Consider the following 17049-nt stretch of genomic DNA (forward strand, 5'->3'; position numbering starts at 1 on the left):
TAATCCTGAACTTATGATCTTCAACTATCTAAAAATCTCAATTCGAAGCCTATTGAAGAGACGGGTTTTTTCTGCCGTAAACCTGCTGGGACTAACCCTGGGATTGCTCACTTTTTTAGTGCTGTTTGCCTACGTAGCCACTGAATTGACCTACAATGACTTTCATGATAAAAAAGAGAATATCTATCGTGTGGTGGTAGTGGAAGGAAATGGGGAGGCTGAAATTTTTCTTCCACCGGGCTTTGCAAATATTCTAGAGGATCAATTTGCTGATTTGGATCATGTGACTAGAGCGGCGGGTTTTATCGCTGGGGGATTAATTTCTAATCGGGAAGCTAATATTGCGATCAAGGAAGCAGACATCAGTTTTGTAGAAGGTGACTTTTTCCAGACTTTCTCATTTCCAATGAAGCGTGGAAATGCAGATTTATCTGACCCTCAAACTGCCGTCATTTCCCAAGAACTTGCCAAAAAATTATTTGGGGAGGAGGACGCGCTGGGTAAAAGCTTCACGCTAAGCAACAATTTTGGCAAATCGGACTACACCATTTCTGGGGTGCTGGATGAAATTCCAATGCGTTCAGACCTTCGTGCAGAGGTTTTTCTTTCCATTCATTATCTGGAAAATGAAGCAAATCGAAATGGAAACAGTTGGGCCGATCCGAATGGAATAGATTCTGGATTTGCTAACCTCTATTTGCTAACCAATCCAGGCACCGATGGAGAGGAACTTGCCAAGCAAATGACTGACTACTTCAAGCGGTTTCCTGGTTTTGACGGGATCACTGTGCACCTACAACCCCTCAGCGAATGGCATTTGGGTAGATCTATCGATGATCCGCTTCCTACTTTTGGAAGTAGGGCAGGTGTCTTTGTTTTTGGAGCTATGGCGGTTCTGATTTTGGCCATTGCTTATGTCAATTACCTCAATCTTTCTGCAGCGAGTATTCTGACACGTCTCAAGGAGATCAAAATGCGAAAAGTGCTTGGTGCAAATACCTGGCAGCTTGCACAGCAATTTGTATTGGAAACCCTGGTTCTCTTTCTTATTTCAGCACTTTTGGCTTTGATTGGTGTTTTTCTGATGGAGCCCTTAGTCGTAGCGGTTTTAGGTAAGTCCATCTGGCTTGGAGCTTTTAATCTGCCGTTTTTTTGGCTTTTGCTCGCTGCTATTATCCTTACCTGCTCGCTGATTTCGGGTTTTTATGTGGTGGTGCTTTCAGGAAAATTTGATAGAAAATCACAAGTCAACCTCAAACCTGAAAGTGGACAATGGCTACGTAAATCCTTGGTGGTTTTCCAATTTGTCATATCCATGGGAATGATCATCTCTACCTTGGTCATTCAGGATCAGCTTTCCTTCATGCAAAATAGGGACTTGGGAATGAATCTAGATCAATTATTGGTTATTTCAGGCCCTGACGAATTGGGAGAAAATGCGAAGGAGAAGCTGGTAAGCTTTAAAAATCAACTCGATAATTTTGCTTTTGTAAAAGGATCAGCCTCCTCCAATGTACTTCCTGGTCGATCTTATAATTTTTCCGCAGCTGGAATTACGCCCATGGTGCCTCGGCCGGAGGACCGAGATCAGAGTTATGCCATGGGAATTATCGATGAAAAATTTTTGGAAGTCTTTGAAATTGACATCAAGTCTGGGAGAAGCTTTACTTCAGGGGAAGCTAATCAAGGCTGGTATGCCAGCAGAAAGCTGATGATTAATGAATCGGCTGCTGAAACATTGGGTTTTGATGGAGCTGAGGATGCATCGGGTCAAAGTATCAAATGGGGTGAGGACGTCTATGAGATTGTGGGGGTAGTGGCTGATTATCATCACCTGTCACTGAAGGAGAAAATATTACCCATGATCCTGCTCCCCAATGAAGGACAGGCTTATTTTTCAATGATTGTGGAGCCGATAAATCTGGAAGCTAATTTAACTTCTCTGCAAGCGACATTTGAAGAAATTTTCCCTGGAAATCCCTTTGAATATTACTTTATGGATGAGCAGTTTGCTTCGCAATACGCTGAAGATCAACAATTAAGCAAAGCTTTTTCCACAGCGGGAATTTTAGCCATTTTGATTTCTTGCCTTGGTTTATTTGGCTTGGCAGCCTATGCTGTGGAGCAACGGACCAAAGAGATCGGTATTCGAAAAGTACTCGGTGCCAGCAGTCCCAGCGTAATAAAGTTGATTATCAGTGATTTTGTGATTCTTCTTTTGCTAGCGATAATTTTAGCTTTTCCCCTGGCTTGGTATGGGATGAAAACCTGGCAAGCGGATTTTCCCTATCAGGCTGGCTTGTCAGTTTGGACCTTCCTATTTGGTGCCTGTGTGACTATCTTCATCGCTTTGCTCACAGTTGGTTTTCAGGCTCTAAAAGCCGCCTGGTCCAATCCCGTTGACGCCATTCGTGCGGAATAGTGTCCGAACTAGCTGAAAACGGACAGTTTTAAACTTGTATTGATATTCTAAAAAGCCCTTCAATTAACATTGAAGGGCATTTTTATTTTTGGAATTAGGCTTGCAACCTTCTTTTTAAAATCTGCATCTCCGCTATAGAGACTAAACCAACTCCATCTTTTCATAAAATTCGAACCCGCGCCAGCTATGTTGAAAAACTATTTGAAAATCATCTTTAGGAATCTTCGTAACAACAAGATTTATTCGTTGATCAACATTTTTGGGCTAAGCCTAGGAATAGCTGCCAGTATGTTGATTGTAGTGTTTGTGGCAGACGAACTGAGTTATGACAAATTTCATCCACAAATTGAAAATTTGTACCGGATCGATTTTACAGGGAAACTAAATGGGAATGAGTTCGATATGGCCTTGACAGGTGCACCCATAGGACCGGCGATGGCTGAGGAGGTTCCGGAGGTAGAAAGTACCTTAAGAGTGGGGCTATGGGAAACTGTCCCCATTCAGTATGAGGATCTTACTTTCACTGAAAGCAATGTTTTAGTTGCTGAAAAAAACTTCTTTGACTTTTTTGGCTTTGAGTTGCTACAGGGTGATCCTGCCACTGTCTTGGATGGTCCAAATAAATTAGTGATTACCGAAGAAAATGCCAGAAAATATTTTGGAGAGGAAGATCCGATTGGCAAAGTACTCTTACGCGGGTCTGAAAAAACTGCTACCGAGGTAACGGGAGTAATTAGCAATCCTCCGTCCAATTCTCATCTTACCTATGACATGATTGTGTCCGGTGACAGCTGGGAGTATTTGAAAAATGAAAATTGGTCCAGCAATAACCTATATACCTACTTCAGAACATTTCCGGAGGTGGACATGAGTAATGTTCAAGGTTCTCTGGATGGATTCATTGAAAAATATTTTGGGCCGGAGATCGAGCAATACCTTGGCTTTTCAATGGATGAACTGAGAGCTCAGGGAAATAATGTTGGATATGGCTTTATGCCAGTGAAGGATATTCATTTGCATTCCGAACTTGCTGAGGAACCCACAACACCTGGAAATATCCAGTATCTATACATTTTTGGGGCGATCTCAATTTTTATAATCCTGATCGCCTGTATCAATTTCATGAATTTAGCCACTGCCAAATCTGCAAATCGTGCGAAGGAAGTAGGAGTTAGGAAGACCATAGGAGCAAGTAGATTTCCTCTCATTGGACAATTTCTTACCGAATCTATGATTTACAGTTTTCTTTCTGGCTTCGTTGCATTGGTACTAATTTTAATAGCACTTCAGCCTTTCAATGCGCTATCAGGAAAGGACTTGAGTTGGACCGTATTCTTAAATCCTGTTCTGCTTCTTGGCTTTTTTGCTTTTTTGGCTTTCGTAGGCCTATTGGCAGGTTCTTACCCAGCCTTTTATCTGACGTCCTTTTCACCGTCAGAGGTGCTTAAGGGGAAGGTGAGAAAGGGAACCAGACGTTCTGGGTTTAGAAATGGACTAGTTGTTTTTCAATTTTTTGTGTCTATAAGTCTGATTATAAGTAGCTTGGTTGTGTACAAGCAACTTATTTACATGCAGGAAGTCAACCTTGGTTTTGATAAAGAAAACGTAATTAATCTGCTACATACCCGATCTCTGGGGAATAATGCGGAAGCTTTCAAGCAAGAACTGTTGGCCAATACAGGCTTCATCGCTGCCTCCTATGCCAATAATCTTCCTCCCAAGATTGACTGGAATTCCGTTTATCGGGCCATTGACACCGAGCAAGACTACTTATTTACGATGAATTGGGTTGACCATGATCATTTGGATGCCATGGGCTATGAAATGCTGGAAGGAAGGTTTTTCTCTAAAGACTTTCCCTCAGACAGCACAGCCTTGATTATCAACGAAAGTGCATTCAAGCAGATAGGCTGGACTGGATTGGATGGTTCTCAAAAAATCTCGGGTTATTTCAATGGGGAAGAAATTGAAGAGAGAACAGTGATCGGGGTGATTAAGGATTTTAATTACGATAACCTAAAGCTAAAAATAGAACCATTGATTATGGGGATTGAGCCAGATTACTTTTATGAAATGGCTATTCGATTGAATCCGGGTGATGTCACTGACCGGGTTAAAATTATTGAAAATCTTTGGGCTAAGTATGCTGATGGAGCAGCTTTCGAATACTCTTTTGTGGACTCCAACTTTGATTCGCTTTATAGGTCGGAGAAAAATATGGGCAATATAATTCTTGTATTTACGGTTTTGGCTATCAGCATTGCGTGTTTGGGTTTATTTGGCCTAGCTGCTTTTACCACAGAGCAAAGAGCGAAGGAAATCAGTATTAGAAAAGCCTTGGGGGCCAGTATGCCTAATTTAATTACTCTACTGAGCAAGGATTTTACCATCCTGGTATTGGTGGCATTTATTTTTGCAGGTCCCTTGGCATACTATGTCATGGACACTTTCTGGTTGCAGAATTTCGCATTTAAAACTTCGATAGGCTGGATGCTGGTTTTGGGGTCAGGACTCATGGCAATTTTTATTGCTTGGCTTACAGTGAGTTATCAAAGCTTTAAAACAGCCGCCTCCAATCCGGTAGATTACTTAAAAAACGAGTAAAGCTTCATTTATTTACTTGCTTTGCTCAGATCGATATAATCCCTAATTGATCGTCCGCTCGCGGTCATATTTTAGGCAGATCGGACAATCAATATTAATTAACCCGCTCAAAGAGCTTGTAAATGCACTTTTTGCTCTTGGCACCATCTCTGAATTAATAATTATAAACCAACACATGTTATGAATCTAATCAAAACAACCGCTGCAGTTCTGCTCCTTTTTCTTTTAGGTTTTTCTGCTAATGCTCAAGGTACGGAAACACGTACTCCGGGAGCTTTTACGAGTATTGAATCCGGTGGAAACTGGAATGTGTATGTCTCCATTGGTGATCGGGATGAGGTGACCATAGAATCCGGTAATATCGCTCTCAACAAAGTCATCACAGAGGTAAAAGACGGGAAGCTTAAGCTTAAGCTCGAGAAAGGAAATTATCGCAATGTAGATCTTGACTTTTATGTAACTGTCCGGGAATTGACTGGACTGGGTTCTTCTGGTTCGGGAAGTATTACAGTCGAGGACGATGTGGATACTAAGAAATTGAATCTTGGAGTATCCGGATCAGGCTTAGTTCAGATGAGAAATGTCTTTGCTGAGACCATTAATGTAGGGATCAGTGGCTCTGGAGATGTAAAAATTGAAGGTGGAGAAACCAAGAAATTATTGATCGGACAGTCAGGATCAGGAGATTTCAGTGGACCCGGCCTAGTAGCTGAGCAAATCAATGTTGGCAAATCTGGCTCAGGAAAATCCTATGTCGGAGAGTGCAAGTCATTGAAAGTAGGTGCCTCTGGCTCGGGAAATGTGTATTACAAAGGAAATCCAGAATTGAATGTAGGTGTCTCAGGATCTGCTCGTGTGATCAAGCAATAATATTAAACCCAGCCTTATGAAAGTCAAATGCCGGTGAGTACGTACTTGTCGGCATTTTTTCTAAACCCCAGCCTCTTATGTTCAAGAATTACTTCAAAATCGTATTTAGGAACGCCAAAAAGCATCCATTGTATGTTTTTATAAATCTCTTTGGCTTAGCAATTGGGATGGCAGTCAGTTTGGTGATTCTGCTCTATGTTCGCTACGAATTGAGCTATGACAACTATCATCAGGATGTCGATCGCCTTTACCGGGTATCTCGGGCTTGGTTCAACCCTAGTGGAGAGGAAAGCCTTCATTTGGGTCATGCAGCACCTCCTTTTGGCCCGCTGATTCAATCTGATTTTCCAGAGGATGTGGAGGCTTCAGCCCGATTGATGAATGCCGATCCATTGATAAAAAATGGGGAGGATTCATTTGTGGAAGAGGACTTTTTCTTCGCCGACCCAGAGGTTTTCGATGTTTTCGGATGGGAGCTTTTAGAAGGAGAGTCGCGAGATGCTCTGACCCAGGCGGATGGACTTATCCTTACTGAAGAGACAGCTCAAAGGTATTTTGGTGATCAAAGTGCTGTAGGTAAGGATTTGTTGGTAGAAATTCAAGGGATGCAGTTTACCATGCAGGTGCGGGGTGTGATCAAGGATATCCCTGAAAACTCCCACTTCCATGTGAATTTCCTTGCTTCCATGATACCGGTCATCCAATTTTATGGAGGACAGGAAGCATTTATGGGAAATTATGGATCTAATAATTTTTCAACTTACCTCAAACTCGCTTCAGGTGTAGATTATCAGGCATTCGAAGATAAGCTTCCTTCCATGATTGATAGACATATGGGAGAGACCAGCTCAGGTATCCCTATGTCCCAAACCACCAAGCTTTTCCTTTGGCCCATTCAGGATATTCACTTGTACTCTAATCTGGATTCGGAAATTGGCGCAAATGGAAATATTGACTATGTCTACATCTATGCCGCAGTGGCTCTATTCATTCTTTTGATTGCCTGTATCAACTTTATGAACCTAAGTACTGCTCGCTCATCGCTCCGATCCATGGAGGTAGGTCTGCGAAAAGTAATGGGTGCCGACAAGCTGGTTTTGATTAGGCAATTTATGGGAGAAAGCTTCGTCATGACCTTTATTTCCATGATAATCGCCGTCGGCTTTGTATATTTATTTTTGCCGACTTTCTCCAACTTTTTAGAAAGTCCACTTTCCCTAAATTTCATTTCCAATCCGGAGTATTTCCTTTGGATTGCAGGTATTGTGCTTTTTGTGGGATTGATATCAGGAAGCTACCCTGCTTTGTTTTTATCTGGTTTTTCACCTGCAAAAGTTCTCAAAGGTGCATTCAAAGCTGGAAAAGGTCATGAAAACTTCCGAGCTGTTTTGGTCGTGGGTCAGTTTGCCATTTCGGTCATGCTTATTGTCGCTGTTTTGGTAGTGATAGGGCAGTTGAGCTTTATGCAGAATAAGGATTTGGGATTTGACAAAGAAGATATTGTAGTTCTTCCTAGCTCCAATCAAATCAATGAAAACTACCTGATCATCAAAGATAGGTTGGAGAATCACCCGGGCATTCAGGAGGTGAGTTTATCCAGTCGGGTTCCTTCCGGTCGATTGCTGGATTCCCAAGGCGCAACAGCTGAAGTGGGAGGAGAGTTGACCCAATTAAATGTCCGGATTGCAGATATCCATGTGGCTCATAATTTTCTGGATACTTACGGGATTCCACTGGCAGCGGGAAGAGATTTCGATTATCTACGTGCCAGTGATTCCACTGAAGCATTTATTTTGAATGAAGCGGCAATTCGGGAGATTGGATGGACCTCTTCTGAGGAGGCGATCGGAAAGCAATTTCTCTATGGAGGAAGGCGAGGATTTGTGACTGGTGTGATGGAAGATTTTCACTTCGAAAGCCTTCATCAGCCGATTGTACCCATCGTATTTTTGATTTCTCAGGATAGAAATAATCAGGTCAGCATCAAATTCGATGCAAATCAGCGGGAGCAGGTTTTGTCTTATTTGCGAGGAGAGTGGGCGGAATTCCGACCTGACTATCCCTTCGAACCAAACTTTATCGATGAAGGATTTAATCGTCAATACGAAGCTGAGGCAAGAGTCAAAACAATCTTTACTTTCTTTTCAGTCCTTGCAATTGTGATTTCAGTATTGGGTCTCTTAGGATTGGTAACTTTTGCCACCGAACAAAGAACCCGAGAAATCGGTATCCGAAAAGTCATGGGAGCTGAGACCTCCAATATTCTAGTCCTTTTGGGAAAAGATTTCCTGAAGCTGGTAGGAATTGGTTTTTTGATTGCTATTCCGCTTTCTTATTTCGGAATGAGTAGTTGGCTGGAGGATTTTGCCTATCGTATTGGCATATCTTGGACTACTTTCCTGTGGGCTGGATTGATAGCAGGACTGATAGCGGCAGTGACAGTTACCAGTCAAACGATCCGTGCTGCTTGGGCCAACCCCGTAAAAAGTATTAAAAACGAATAAGTATAATCCACTATTAAAATCTATAGCTATGAGAACTAATCTAAAACTGTTTATCTCGGCATTTGCCCTTTTGGCCATGGTATCTTGTGTACAGGCTCAGCAGACCGAAACCCGTGATTTGGGAAGCTTTTCCAAAGTCAGTTCCGGTGGAAGTTGGGAGGTGATCCTGACAGAAGGAAATCGTGAGGAGGTCCGAATTGAGGTAAGGGGTGTCGACCTGAGTAAGGTGAAAACTGAAATAAAGGGTGATGAATTGAACCTCGGACTAGAACGAGGTAGCTACAGCAATGTAAAGCTTAAGTTTTATGTCACCTACCGCAATTTGGAAGGAGTAAGTGTATCAGGTTCAGGAGATATGAAAGTTGACACCCCGGTAAGAGCAGACCAGTTTTCAATTGGGCTATCAGGTTCAGGAGATATTTCCATGAAGGAGCTCATAGCAGGTCAGTTAACGGCTTCTATTTCCGGCTCAGCTGAGATAAGGATTGCTGATGGAGAAGTAGAATCAGCTGAAATCAAGCAGTCCGGTTCAGGAGATTTCAAAGGAGAAAGGCTAGCAATAGGTAGTTTGTATGTTACCAAGTCAGGTTCAGGTGATACGCATGTTGGGGATTTGGGAGAAATCTCAGTACGATCCTCTGGCTCCGGAGATGTAGTGTATTCCGGTTCGCCAAGACTGGGAGAGATTCGAACTTCAGGATCTAGCAGAATACGAAAGCGATAAGCTGACTATAATCCCCCTAAAAACCTGCAAGAATTTGTTGCAGGTTTTTTTATGTCTTTCTGTTTCATTCAAGGTGATTATTTCAAAGGCTAAAGCTGGACTGGGTAAAATCATTCTTTCTGCCCGATAGCGAACAAAATTGTCCGTGGAATCTTTCTTGGATTTTCTAAAAATGCAGAATACAAGCTGTTTACAGGGTTTTTGACTGGTACGAAAGTGGAATAGATAAGAGAGAAGTGGGGAGAAGGAAGTTGGGAGTGGGGAGTAGGAAGCTGGGAGAGGGAAGTGGGGCGAAGGAAGTTGGGAGTGGGAAGTAAGTGGTAAATAGTAAATAGAAAGAAGCAATAGAGTATAGAGATTAGAAGCAAGAGATTAGAAACAAGAAAATAGAATCAAGAGGTTAGAAATAAGAAGGTTGGACCAGAAAATGGAATAAATAGTTTTCACCATATCCTATCAAACTTTCCAACCTTCAAACTTATAAACCTTCCAACATTATGTGGAAAAACTACTTTAAAATAGCCTGGCGAAATATCCAAAGGAGTAAGGGATATGCGCTGATCAATATTTTTGGACTGGGTATTGGCATGGCAGCTTCCATCCTGATCTTGATCTGGGTTCAATTTGAACTTTCGGTAGATCGATACCATGAAAATTCAGGTCGCGTTTATGCAGTTTGGAGAAATTCTGAAATGCAGGGGGAAATATTCACTTGGGATTATACCCCGGCTCCTTATGCCCCAACACTAATTGATCAATATCCAGAAGTAGAGGAAGTGGCCCGAATTACAGAATGGGATCCTCAATTATTGACTGTGGGGGAAACTAGTTTCTATGAAGAATCAACCTTTACCGATCCCGGTTTTTTCAAGATGTTCAGTTTCGAAGTGATAGCTGGTGATCCTGTAAGTGCTATGGAAGAGCCTGAAAGCGTGGTGTTGACCGAGTCTGTGGCTCGTAAGTTATTTGGCAATGAGTCTGCTATGGGTGAAACAGTCACTGTTGAGAAACAAATGGATCTGGAGGTAAAAGCAATTATCAAGGACCTGCCTGAGAACACTAATTTTCCATTCACCACATTTTTTTCTATGAAAAAACTGGATCAAATGGGCTGGCTGGGGGACTTTTGGGGCAATAACTCCATGCGCACATTCGCGATGCTGAAAGAAGGTTCTTCATTGCCGGATTTTAACGAGAAGTTTCAAGGTTTTACTGCCAAAAACTCTGAATACGATGATATCTCCGACTTCCTTTTTCCCGTTGCCGATCTTCATTTGTATTCCAAATTTGAAAATGGGAAGTCTGTTGGTGGTAAAATCGAACTGATCAAAATGTTTGGAATTGTTTCAGTTTTGGTTTTACTGATCGCTGGAATCAATTTTGTCAATCTTAGCACCGCCCAAAGCGATAAGCGATCCAAAGAAGTTGGCATCCGAAAACTTTCTGGTGCTGGTCGCGAGATGCTTATTGGGCAATTTTTAGCAGAATCCACCTTGATTGCTGTTGCTGCATATTTGGTGGCCTTAGTTTTGGTTTCCCTGGCATTCCCGTGGTTTAATGGACTCATTGGTAGGGATTTGCAAAACCCGATGACCCAGCCATTTTTCTGGATGATATCTATGGCTTATGTTTTGGTGATTGGGATTTTGGCTGGAAGCTACCCTGCATTTTTGATGAGCTCGTATCGTCCAGCAATTGCACTTAAGTCCCAAATGAATAAATCAAGGAGTTTTGGTGTGAAGCCAAGAGAAGTTTTGGTGGTCTTTCAGTTTGCTGTGGTTGTAATTTTGATTTCCAGCGTCTGGATCGTTAGAGATCAAATGAATTTCGTTCAGAATCGGGACATTGGGTTGAACAAGGATAATTTGATTTTTCACCCTGTGACCCAAAACATAAGGAATAATAAGGCCGCACTCAGAAACGAGTTGTTAGCCTTGCCTGGAGTGACTTCAGTTAGCTATACGTTTTCTCCTCTAACCAATATTTATAGCGATTCGAATGAAATGAATTGGCAGGGCAAAGACCCTGGCTTCAAACCTAGTATCAGCCGAATGGGATCAGATGCGGACTTGGTGAAAACAGCAGGAATGGAACTGATCGCGGGAAGAGATATAGATATTTACACATATGCTATGGATAGTCTTTCAGTATTGATCAATGAAAAAACAGTAGCGATTATGGGTTTTGAAGACCCCATTGGTCAGGTGATCGAGGATGATGGCTATAATTTTACTGTGGTGGGAGTAGTCAAAGATTTTATTATGGACTCTCCATTTGAAGAAGTAAAGCCTATCGTGGTCATTGGTCCCGAGCGGGATTTGAATTTTATCCATATTCGCTTTGCAGACGGAGAGGATCTCTCAAGAAATCTGGCTGAGGCAGAAGCTGTTTTTAACAAGTTCAATCCAGAATCTCCTTTTGAATACAGTTTTGTGGATCAGGAGCATGCACGAAAGTTTCAGGCTCAAGAGCGTACTGCCAACCTCACTAGTATTTTCACTGGATTGGCTGTGATTATTTCTTGTATGGGATTATTTGGCTTAGCCACTTTTATAGCCGAGCGAAGAAAAAAGGAAATATCTGTGCGTAAAGTAATGGGAGCCTCTGTAGCTAGTTTGGTGACTTTAGTCTCTACAGAGTTTACTCGATTGGTGCTGATTTCCATACTAATCGGGATTCCTATAACCTGGTATTTTATGAGTGACTGGCTGAATACGTTTGCTTATCGCACCAGCTTGAATTGGGGAGTATTTATCTGGACAGGAGGCCTGACTATGCTCATTGCCCTACTCACGGTAAGTTCTCAAGCAATCAAAGCTTCCCTTGTGAATCCTGCACAAATCCTCAAGAGTGAGTAGCGATAGGGGAGTAGGAAGAAGGAAGTACGAAGTAATTGGTAAGAAGTAAATTGTGAAAAGTGAATCTTAAAAACCTTCTAACGGTATGTGGAAAAACTACTTTAAAATAGCTCTAAGAAATCTACTGAAGCATAAGTTTCACACGGGAATCAATTTGATTGGATTATCCATCGCTTTGGGTGTTGGGATTTTGGTTTTCTTCTTTGTTCAGTTTGAAATGAGTTTTGATTCATTTCATCCGGAGAGCGATAAAATCTATCGAATTCAAAGTCATGAGAAAGTGGATGGAGAGATGATTGAGTCTTTCTCCTCACCCATGATTGTGGAGTCTACTTTCAGGGAAGAATTTCCTCAGATCGAAAAAATAACCGGATACATCACTGCTGGTGTGCAGGCAAAACTTCCTGATGAGAGCAAAGAAAATCAAAGCTTTTCGCTGGTTCATCCGGATTTCCTGGAAATGTTTGGCTTCGAATTGATCCAAGGGGACATCAGTCAACAACTGAGGGATAAGTATGAAATCGTCATCACTGAAGCTACCGCAGAAAAGTATTTCGGAAGTGAAAATCCCGTCGGCAAAAGTATAAGCCTCAAGATGGGAGAGGATTTCCAAGAGTATCAGGTATCAGGGCTTTTGAAAGATATTCCTGCCAATTCCTCTATTCAATTTGAAATCTTGATGCCTATTGCCAATATGGACTTTTTCTCTGACCCTGAGGGAATGACCTCTTGGTACAGCGTATGGGGACAGAATATCGCCAAACTTCGAAACCCGGAAGATGTCAATGTAATTCATGAGCGAATGGATGCGGTTATGAAATCTGCTTTAGGAGAGGATTATGCTCCCGGCGAGTTTTACTTTACTTTTCATCCCATTGCCGGAATGCACTTTTCTGAAAGTCAGGGTGACGGAGGCTTGGAGACCACCCGAAAATCTTTGCTTTGGATTTTATCCGGCATAGCCTTTCTGGTACTCTTGATTGCTTGCATCAACTTTACCACCATGGCAATTGGCCGTGCAACTACCAGAGCTAAGGAGGTGGGCGTTCGAAAAACGATGGGAGCTAATTATTTCCAATTGACTTTCCAGTTTTTGACAGAAGCATTCCTGATCACCCTAGTATCAGCCATTGTAGGGGTGATCCTAGCCGAACTTCTTTTGCCGACTTTCAACACCCTTTTTGAAAAGCAACTAGACTTGAATTATGGCTTGGCGCAGATTGCCATCTTGATTGGTTTGGTCCTTTTAATTACTGCATTAGCAGGTGCATATCCGGCATTTTATCTTTCCAGTATGCGACCGATTCGAGTATTGAAAGGTTCTCTTTCTATCCGATTTGGAAAGCAAAACCTTCGGAAAGGACTGGTTGGCTTTCAGTTTTTTATATCCTTTCTTCTGATCGCAGCTACGCTGATTATGGTCAATCAGATGAATACGATCCGAAATTATGATCTAGGTTTTGATACCGATCAGGTCTTGGTGATTGATATTCCAGATGTGCCGTCAACCAGTTTTGTGACTTCTTTGAAAGGAAGTTTTCAACAAGCAGATACCTACCAAAAAGCCTTGGCTGCACGCTCTGAGGTAGCATCTGCAGGAATCACTGTTGGAACCTACGGAGATCAGGCATTCTGGGAGGTGGCTTTTCCTTTGGAAGATGGAACTCAATTTAATTTCTATGTAAATTTTATTGGGGGTGATTACTTGGATGCTCTTGGTTTGGAGATCGTGGATGGAAGAGCTTTGAATCCCCAAATAGGTGCGGACAGCAGTGCATTTTTGATCAATGAAGCATTTGCCGAAGCTTTTAACTGGGAGGACCCGACGCAGGAACTTTTACCAAATACCCGTTTTGCTCCGCATCAGATTGTAGGGGTAGTCAAGGACTTTCATCATGCATCTTTGTATCAACCCATCGAGCCCATACTCTTTGCCAAAACTCCCGAGGCGGTTTTTAGTGGGATCAGCAATCTGATGATCCGCTCAAATACCAATCCGCGAGTATTGGTGAAAGCTAGTTCTTCAGATTTTGATTCCTTTAAGGCAGCCTTGGAGCAGGAGTGGAATCGGGTGTTTCCGGGTGAAAGTTTCGAATTCACATTTCTAGACGAATCAGTAGAATCTCAGTATCGAGCAGACGAGCGTTTGGGTAAAATGGTATTTATCGCTTCCTGCATCGCGATTTTGATTGCATCCATGGGGCTTTTGGCAATGGTGGCACTTTCGATCGCTGGGAGAACAAAGGAGATTGGAATTCGAAAAGTCTTGGGAGCATCCGGCTGGAGTATTTCTTGGATGTTTGGGAAAGAGTATCTTCTGATTACCCTGGCTGGATTGCTGATTTCCTTGCCGTTGAGTATGTATTTGATGCAAAGCTGGATAGCGCAGTTTGCCATCAAAGCCTGGCCATCTTGGATCAGTTTCACACTGTTGGGCTTGGGGGGAATCGGCTTCACGCTACTGATAGTCTATCTCCAGTCCTTTAGAGCGACTCAGGTCAATCCGGTAAAGACGCTGAAGGATGAATGATGTAGGAAGTACAAAGTACAAAGTACAAAGTACCAAGTATCAAGTAGAAGAGGAATAAAGATTGTAAAATCAAGTATCGAGACTGTCTAACCTTAGCGCTATAAAACTTTCAAGCCCATGTGGAAAAATGACTTAAAAATCGCCTGGAGAAATCTGTTAAAAAGTAGAGTGGACACGATGATCAATCTAGGAGGCCTGACGATCGGTTTTTTCGCAGTTTTCTTGATTGCTTTGTATGTAAATTTTTCAAAGAGTTTTGATAAGGATTTGCCTCAGACAGAACAATTGTATCGAGTCAATCTAAATTCTCGAATCGCTGGTAAGGAAATGGACAAAAGCGCCCGCACTGCTCCAGCCATGGGGATGATTTTCAAAGAAGATTTGGCAGAAGTGGAGGAGTTTTCCAGGGTAATTATCATGGGAGAGGTCATTGCAGGGCAGGGTGATTCTTTCGTAAGAGAAGACCAAATTTTCATCACCGATCAAGCCTATTTCGAATTTTTCGATATCAATCTGACCCAAGGAAGTGAAGAAGGAATGGGGCAGCCGCTTCAAGTCTATCTCTCTGAGCGTATTTCCAAAAAGATTTTTGGGGACAAAGACCCCGTGGGACAAAACCTGGATATAAACAGTACGAATTTCGACGGAACGGTTGAATTTGAGGTAGCAGGGGTCTATCAGGATTTACCCACCAATCGACACCTTAGGCCCGAATTGATGATTTCATACACTACGCTCCATCATTTTATTGGTTCCGAAATCGACAATTCCTATGACTGGCTCAATCAGTATACCTATTTGAAGTTGGCACCGGGGGCGAACGTGGAGAGTCTTACAGATCAACTGAATGCAAGTCTTCAGGCCCACCATGGAGAACAGCTACAAGCCAGCGGTACGGAATGGGATGTGGATTTAATTGCCGTAAATGATATCCATAACAGTCTTGCCTATTCCGGGGAGTACAATCAGGGAGTAGATGGTAAAAAACTTAGCTATTTCGTTTGGATCGGCTTTTTTGTGTTGGTCATGGTATATCTGAATTCCATGAATATCGCCACTTCCAAAGCTCAAAACAGAAGCAAAGAAATAGGAGTCAGAAAAGTATCTGGAAGCTCAAGGACACAACTGATTAGGTTGTTTCTCATGGAGTCTTATCTCAGTCATTTTATTGCAATCATCGTAGCCTGCTTTTTGATTTTTGGCTTTGGTGACTGGGTCAATCAGGTTTTGGACTTGGGTTTGCCAATAGAAAGCTTACAGCTGAGTAATTATCTAGGATGGATTCTATCCTTTTGGGTACTTGGGTCATTTATTTCAGGTATTTACCCAGCTTTGCTTTTGACTTCATTCTCAGCCCACAAAGCCATCAAGGGAGAAAGCAAACTTTCTTTTCGACAGGCATTTGGTAGTCCACTTTTGGTTGTTCAATTAGTTTTTTGTCTGGTTATTCTAGCAGGGATAATAACTACCTACAAGCAGATCGATTTCATGCGAAGCAGAGATTTAGGTTTGGAGCTTGATAATAGAATAGTCGTTCGATCCCCCATGCTGTTCGTGGATGGGAGTGGCAATTATCAAGAAAAAATGAAAACCACTATAGGAGCCTTGCCAGAGGTTCAATCCATTGCTGCAGCTAATGAGATTCCCGGAAATGAAATATACTGGAAAACGGAGGATTTTCATCTGGAGGGAAAGGAAAAGAGTGGGGTCATGTATAGCATGTTGAGTGTAGGAGAGGAGTACTTCAAACTTTTTGATCTTAAAATCTTAGCGGGTAGGCAATTTAATCCCATTGGAGAAGGAGAGGAAGCAATTATCAATCAGATGGCTCTTGCCGGTCTTGGACTGGATAATCCAGAAGATGCTTTGGGAAAAAGTTTGATTTCCGGAAGAGGTGAAGCAAGAATTGTGGGAGTGGTGGAAGATTACTATCAGGAGGCAGTCAATTCTCCCTTGGACCCCATTGTTCTAAATTATTCTCCTGGTGACCTGAATTATTATATTCTGAAAGTAAAGTCACTGGATGAAGTGGAAAATCTTTTGCAAAAATTTGAAAGCTCCTTCCAGGCTAATTTCCCTCAATCGCCTTTTGAGTATTTTTTCCTTGACGAGTTTTTCGATAAGCAGTACAAAGCCGAGCTCCAATTTCAGAAACTCTTTGCTTTGGCTTCTTTGGTGGCCATTTTCATTGCTATCATGGGAATATTCGGTGTGACTTCACAGGTTTTGCTAAGCAGACTGAAGGAAGTAAGTATCAGAAAAATCTTGGGAGCTTCTGCCTCTTCGATTCTAATAATGATTTCTAAGGATTATCTCTATTGGCTAGGTGCTTGTTTTTTATTGGGTATTCCTTTGGCCTATTTTCTTTTTACAGAATGGCTTCAGGAGTTTCCGGTAAGAATCGATTTAGGCTGGTGGTTTTATACCCTGCCGGTACTGTCTATTTTGCTCATTTTCTTTAGTACAGCGTTGGTATTGACGATTCAAACCGTTTTTGTCAATCCGGCTAAAATTTTGAAATCAGAATAACCAACAAA

General features: G+C 42.1%; 8 protein-coding genes. All 8 read left to right on the forward strand.

The annotated features are described in order from the left end of the window. Positions 1–13 precede the first annotated feature (13 nt). The 8 genes from G457_RS0116065 (at position 14) to G457_RS0116100 (ending at position 17041) form a co-directional block, all read left to right on the forward strand. Positions 14–2422: an ABC transporter permease gene (locus G457_RS0116065; protein WP_026947373.1), complete on the forward strand. Its 2409-nt coding sequence runs from the start codon at positions 14–16 to the stop codon at positions 2420–2422. A 186-nt stretch (positions 2423–2608) separates the two neighbouring features. Further along, positions 2609–5026 carry an ABC transporter permease gene (locus G457_RS0116070; RefSeq protein ID WP_026947374.1) on the forward strand — a complete coding sequence of 806 codons (2418 nt, stop codon included), beginning with the start codon at positions 2609–2611 and terminating at the stop codon, positions 5024–5026. Positions 5027–5206: 180 nt separating this feature from the next. Further along, positions 5207–5896 carry a head GIN domain-containing protein gene (locus G457_RS0116075; protein WP_026947375.1) on the forward strand — a complete coding sequence of 230 codons (690 nt, stop codon included), beginning with the start codon at positions 5207–5209 and terminating at the stop codon, positions 5894–5896. Positions 5897–5973: 77 nt separating this feature from the next. Beyond that, positions 5974–8400 (forward strand): ABC transporter permease, encoded by a 2427-nt coding sequence (locus G457_RS0116080; protein WP_026947376.1) that lies wholly within the window; start codon positions 5974–5976, stop codon positions 8398–8400. A 28-nt stretch (positions 8401–8428) separates the two neighbouring features. Further along, positions 8429–9124 carry a head GIN domain-containing protein gene (locus G457_RS0116085; RefSeq protein ID WP_081701468.1) on the forward strand — a complete coding sequence of 232 codons (696 nt, stop codon included), beginning with the start codon at positions 8429–8431 and terminating at the stop codon, positions 9122–9124. Between the two features lie 497 nt (positions 9125–9621). Continuing rightward, positions 9622–11982 carry an ABC transporter permease gene (locus G457_RS0116090; RefSeq protein WP_026947378.1) on the forward strand — a complete coding sequence of 787 codons (2361 nt, stop codon included), beginning with the start codon at positions 9622–9624 and terminating at the stop codon, positions 11980–11982. Between the two features lie 85 nt (positions 11983–12067). Then, on the forward strand, positions 12068–14512 hold the full coding sequence (locus G457_RS0116095; RefSeq protein ID WP_026947379.1) for an ABC transporter permease: 2445 nt from the start codon (positions 12068–12070) through the stop codon (positions 14510–14512). Positions 14513–14629: 117 nt separating this feature from the next. Continuing rightward, complete coding sequence (locus G457_RS0116100; protein WP_026947380.1) at positions 14630–17041, forward strand: ABC transporter permease; 2412 nt, start codon at positions 14630–14632, stop codon at positions 17039–17041. The last annotated feature ends 8 nt before the right edge of the window (positions 17042–17049 follow it).

It is taken from the genome of Algoriphagus marincola DSM 16067 (genome assembly GCF_000429405.1).
Lineage (GTDB): Bacteria > Bacteroidota > Bacteroidia > Cytophagales > Cyclobacteriaceae > Algoriphagus > Algoriphagus marincola.

Bases quoted from the DNA above. Each gene is read 5' to 3' on its own strand.
- G457_RS0116090 (WP_026947378.1), top strand. From the start codon at position 9,622: ATGTGGAAAAACTACTTTAAAATAGCCTGGCGAAATATCCAAAGGAGT.
- G457_RS0116080 (WP_026947376.1), top strand. From the start codon at position 5,974: ATGTTCAAGAATTACTTCAAAATCGTATTTAGGAACGCCAAAAAGCAT.
- G457_RS0116100 (WP_026947380.1), top strand. From the start codon at position 14,630: ATGTGGAAAAATGACTTAAAAATCGCCTGGAGAAATCTGTTAAAAAGT.
- G457_RS0116085 (WP_081701468.1), top strand. From the start codon at position 8,429: ATGAGAACTAATCTAAAACTGTTTATCTCGGCATTTGCCCTTTTGGCC.
- G457_RS0116065 (WP_026947373.1), top strand. From the start codon at position 14: ATGATCTTCAACTATCTAAAAATCTCAATTCGAAGCCTATTGAAGAGA.
- G457_RS0116095 (WP_026947379.1), top strand. From the start codon at position 12,068: ATGTGGAAAAACTACTTTAAAATAGCTCTAAGAAATCTACTGAAGCAT.
- G457_RS0116070 (WP_026947374.1), top strand. From the start codon at position 2,609: ATGTTGAAAAACTATTTGAAAATCATCTTTAGGAATCTTCGTAACAAC.
- G457_RS0116075 (WP_026947375.1), top strand. From the start codon at position 5,207: ATGAATCTAATCAAAACAACCGCTGCAGTTCTGCTCCTTTTTCTTTTA.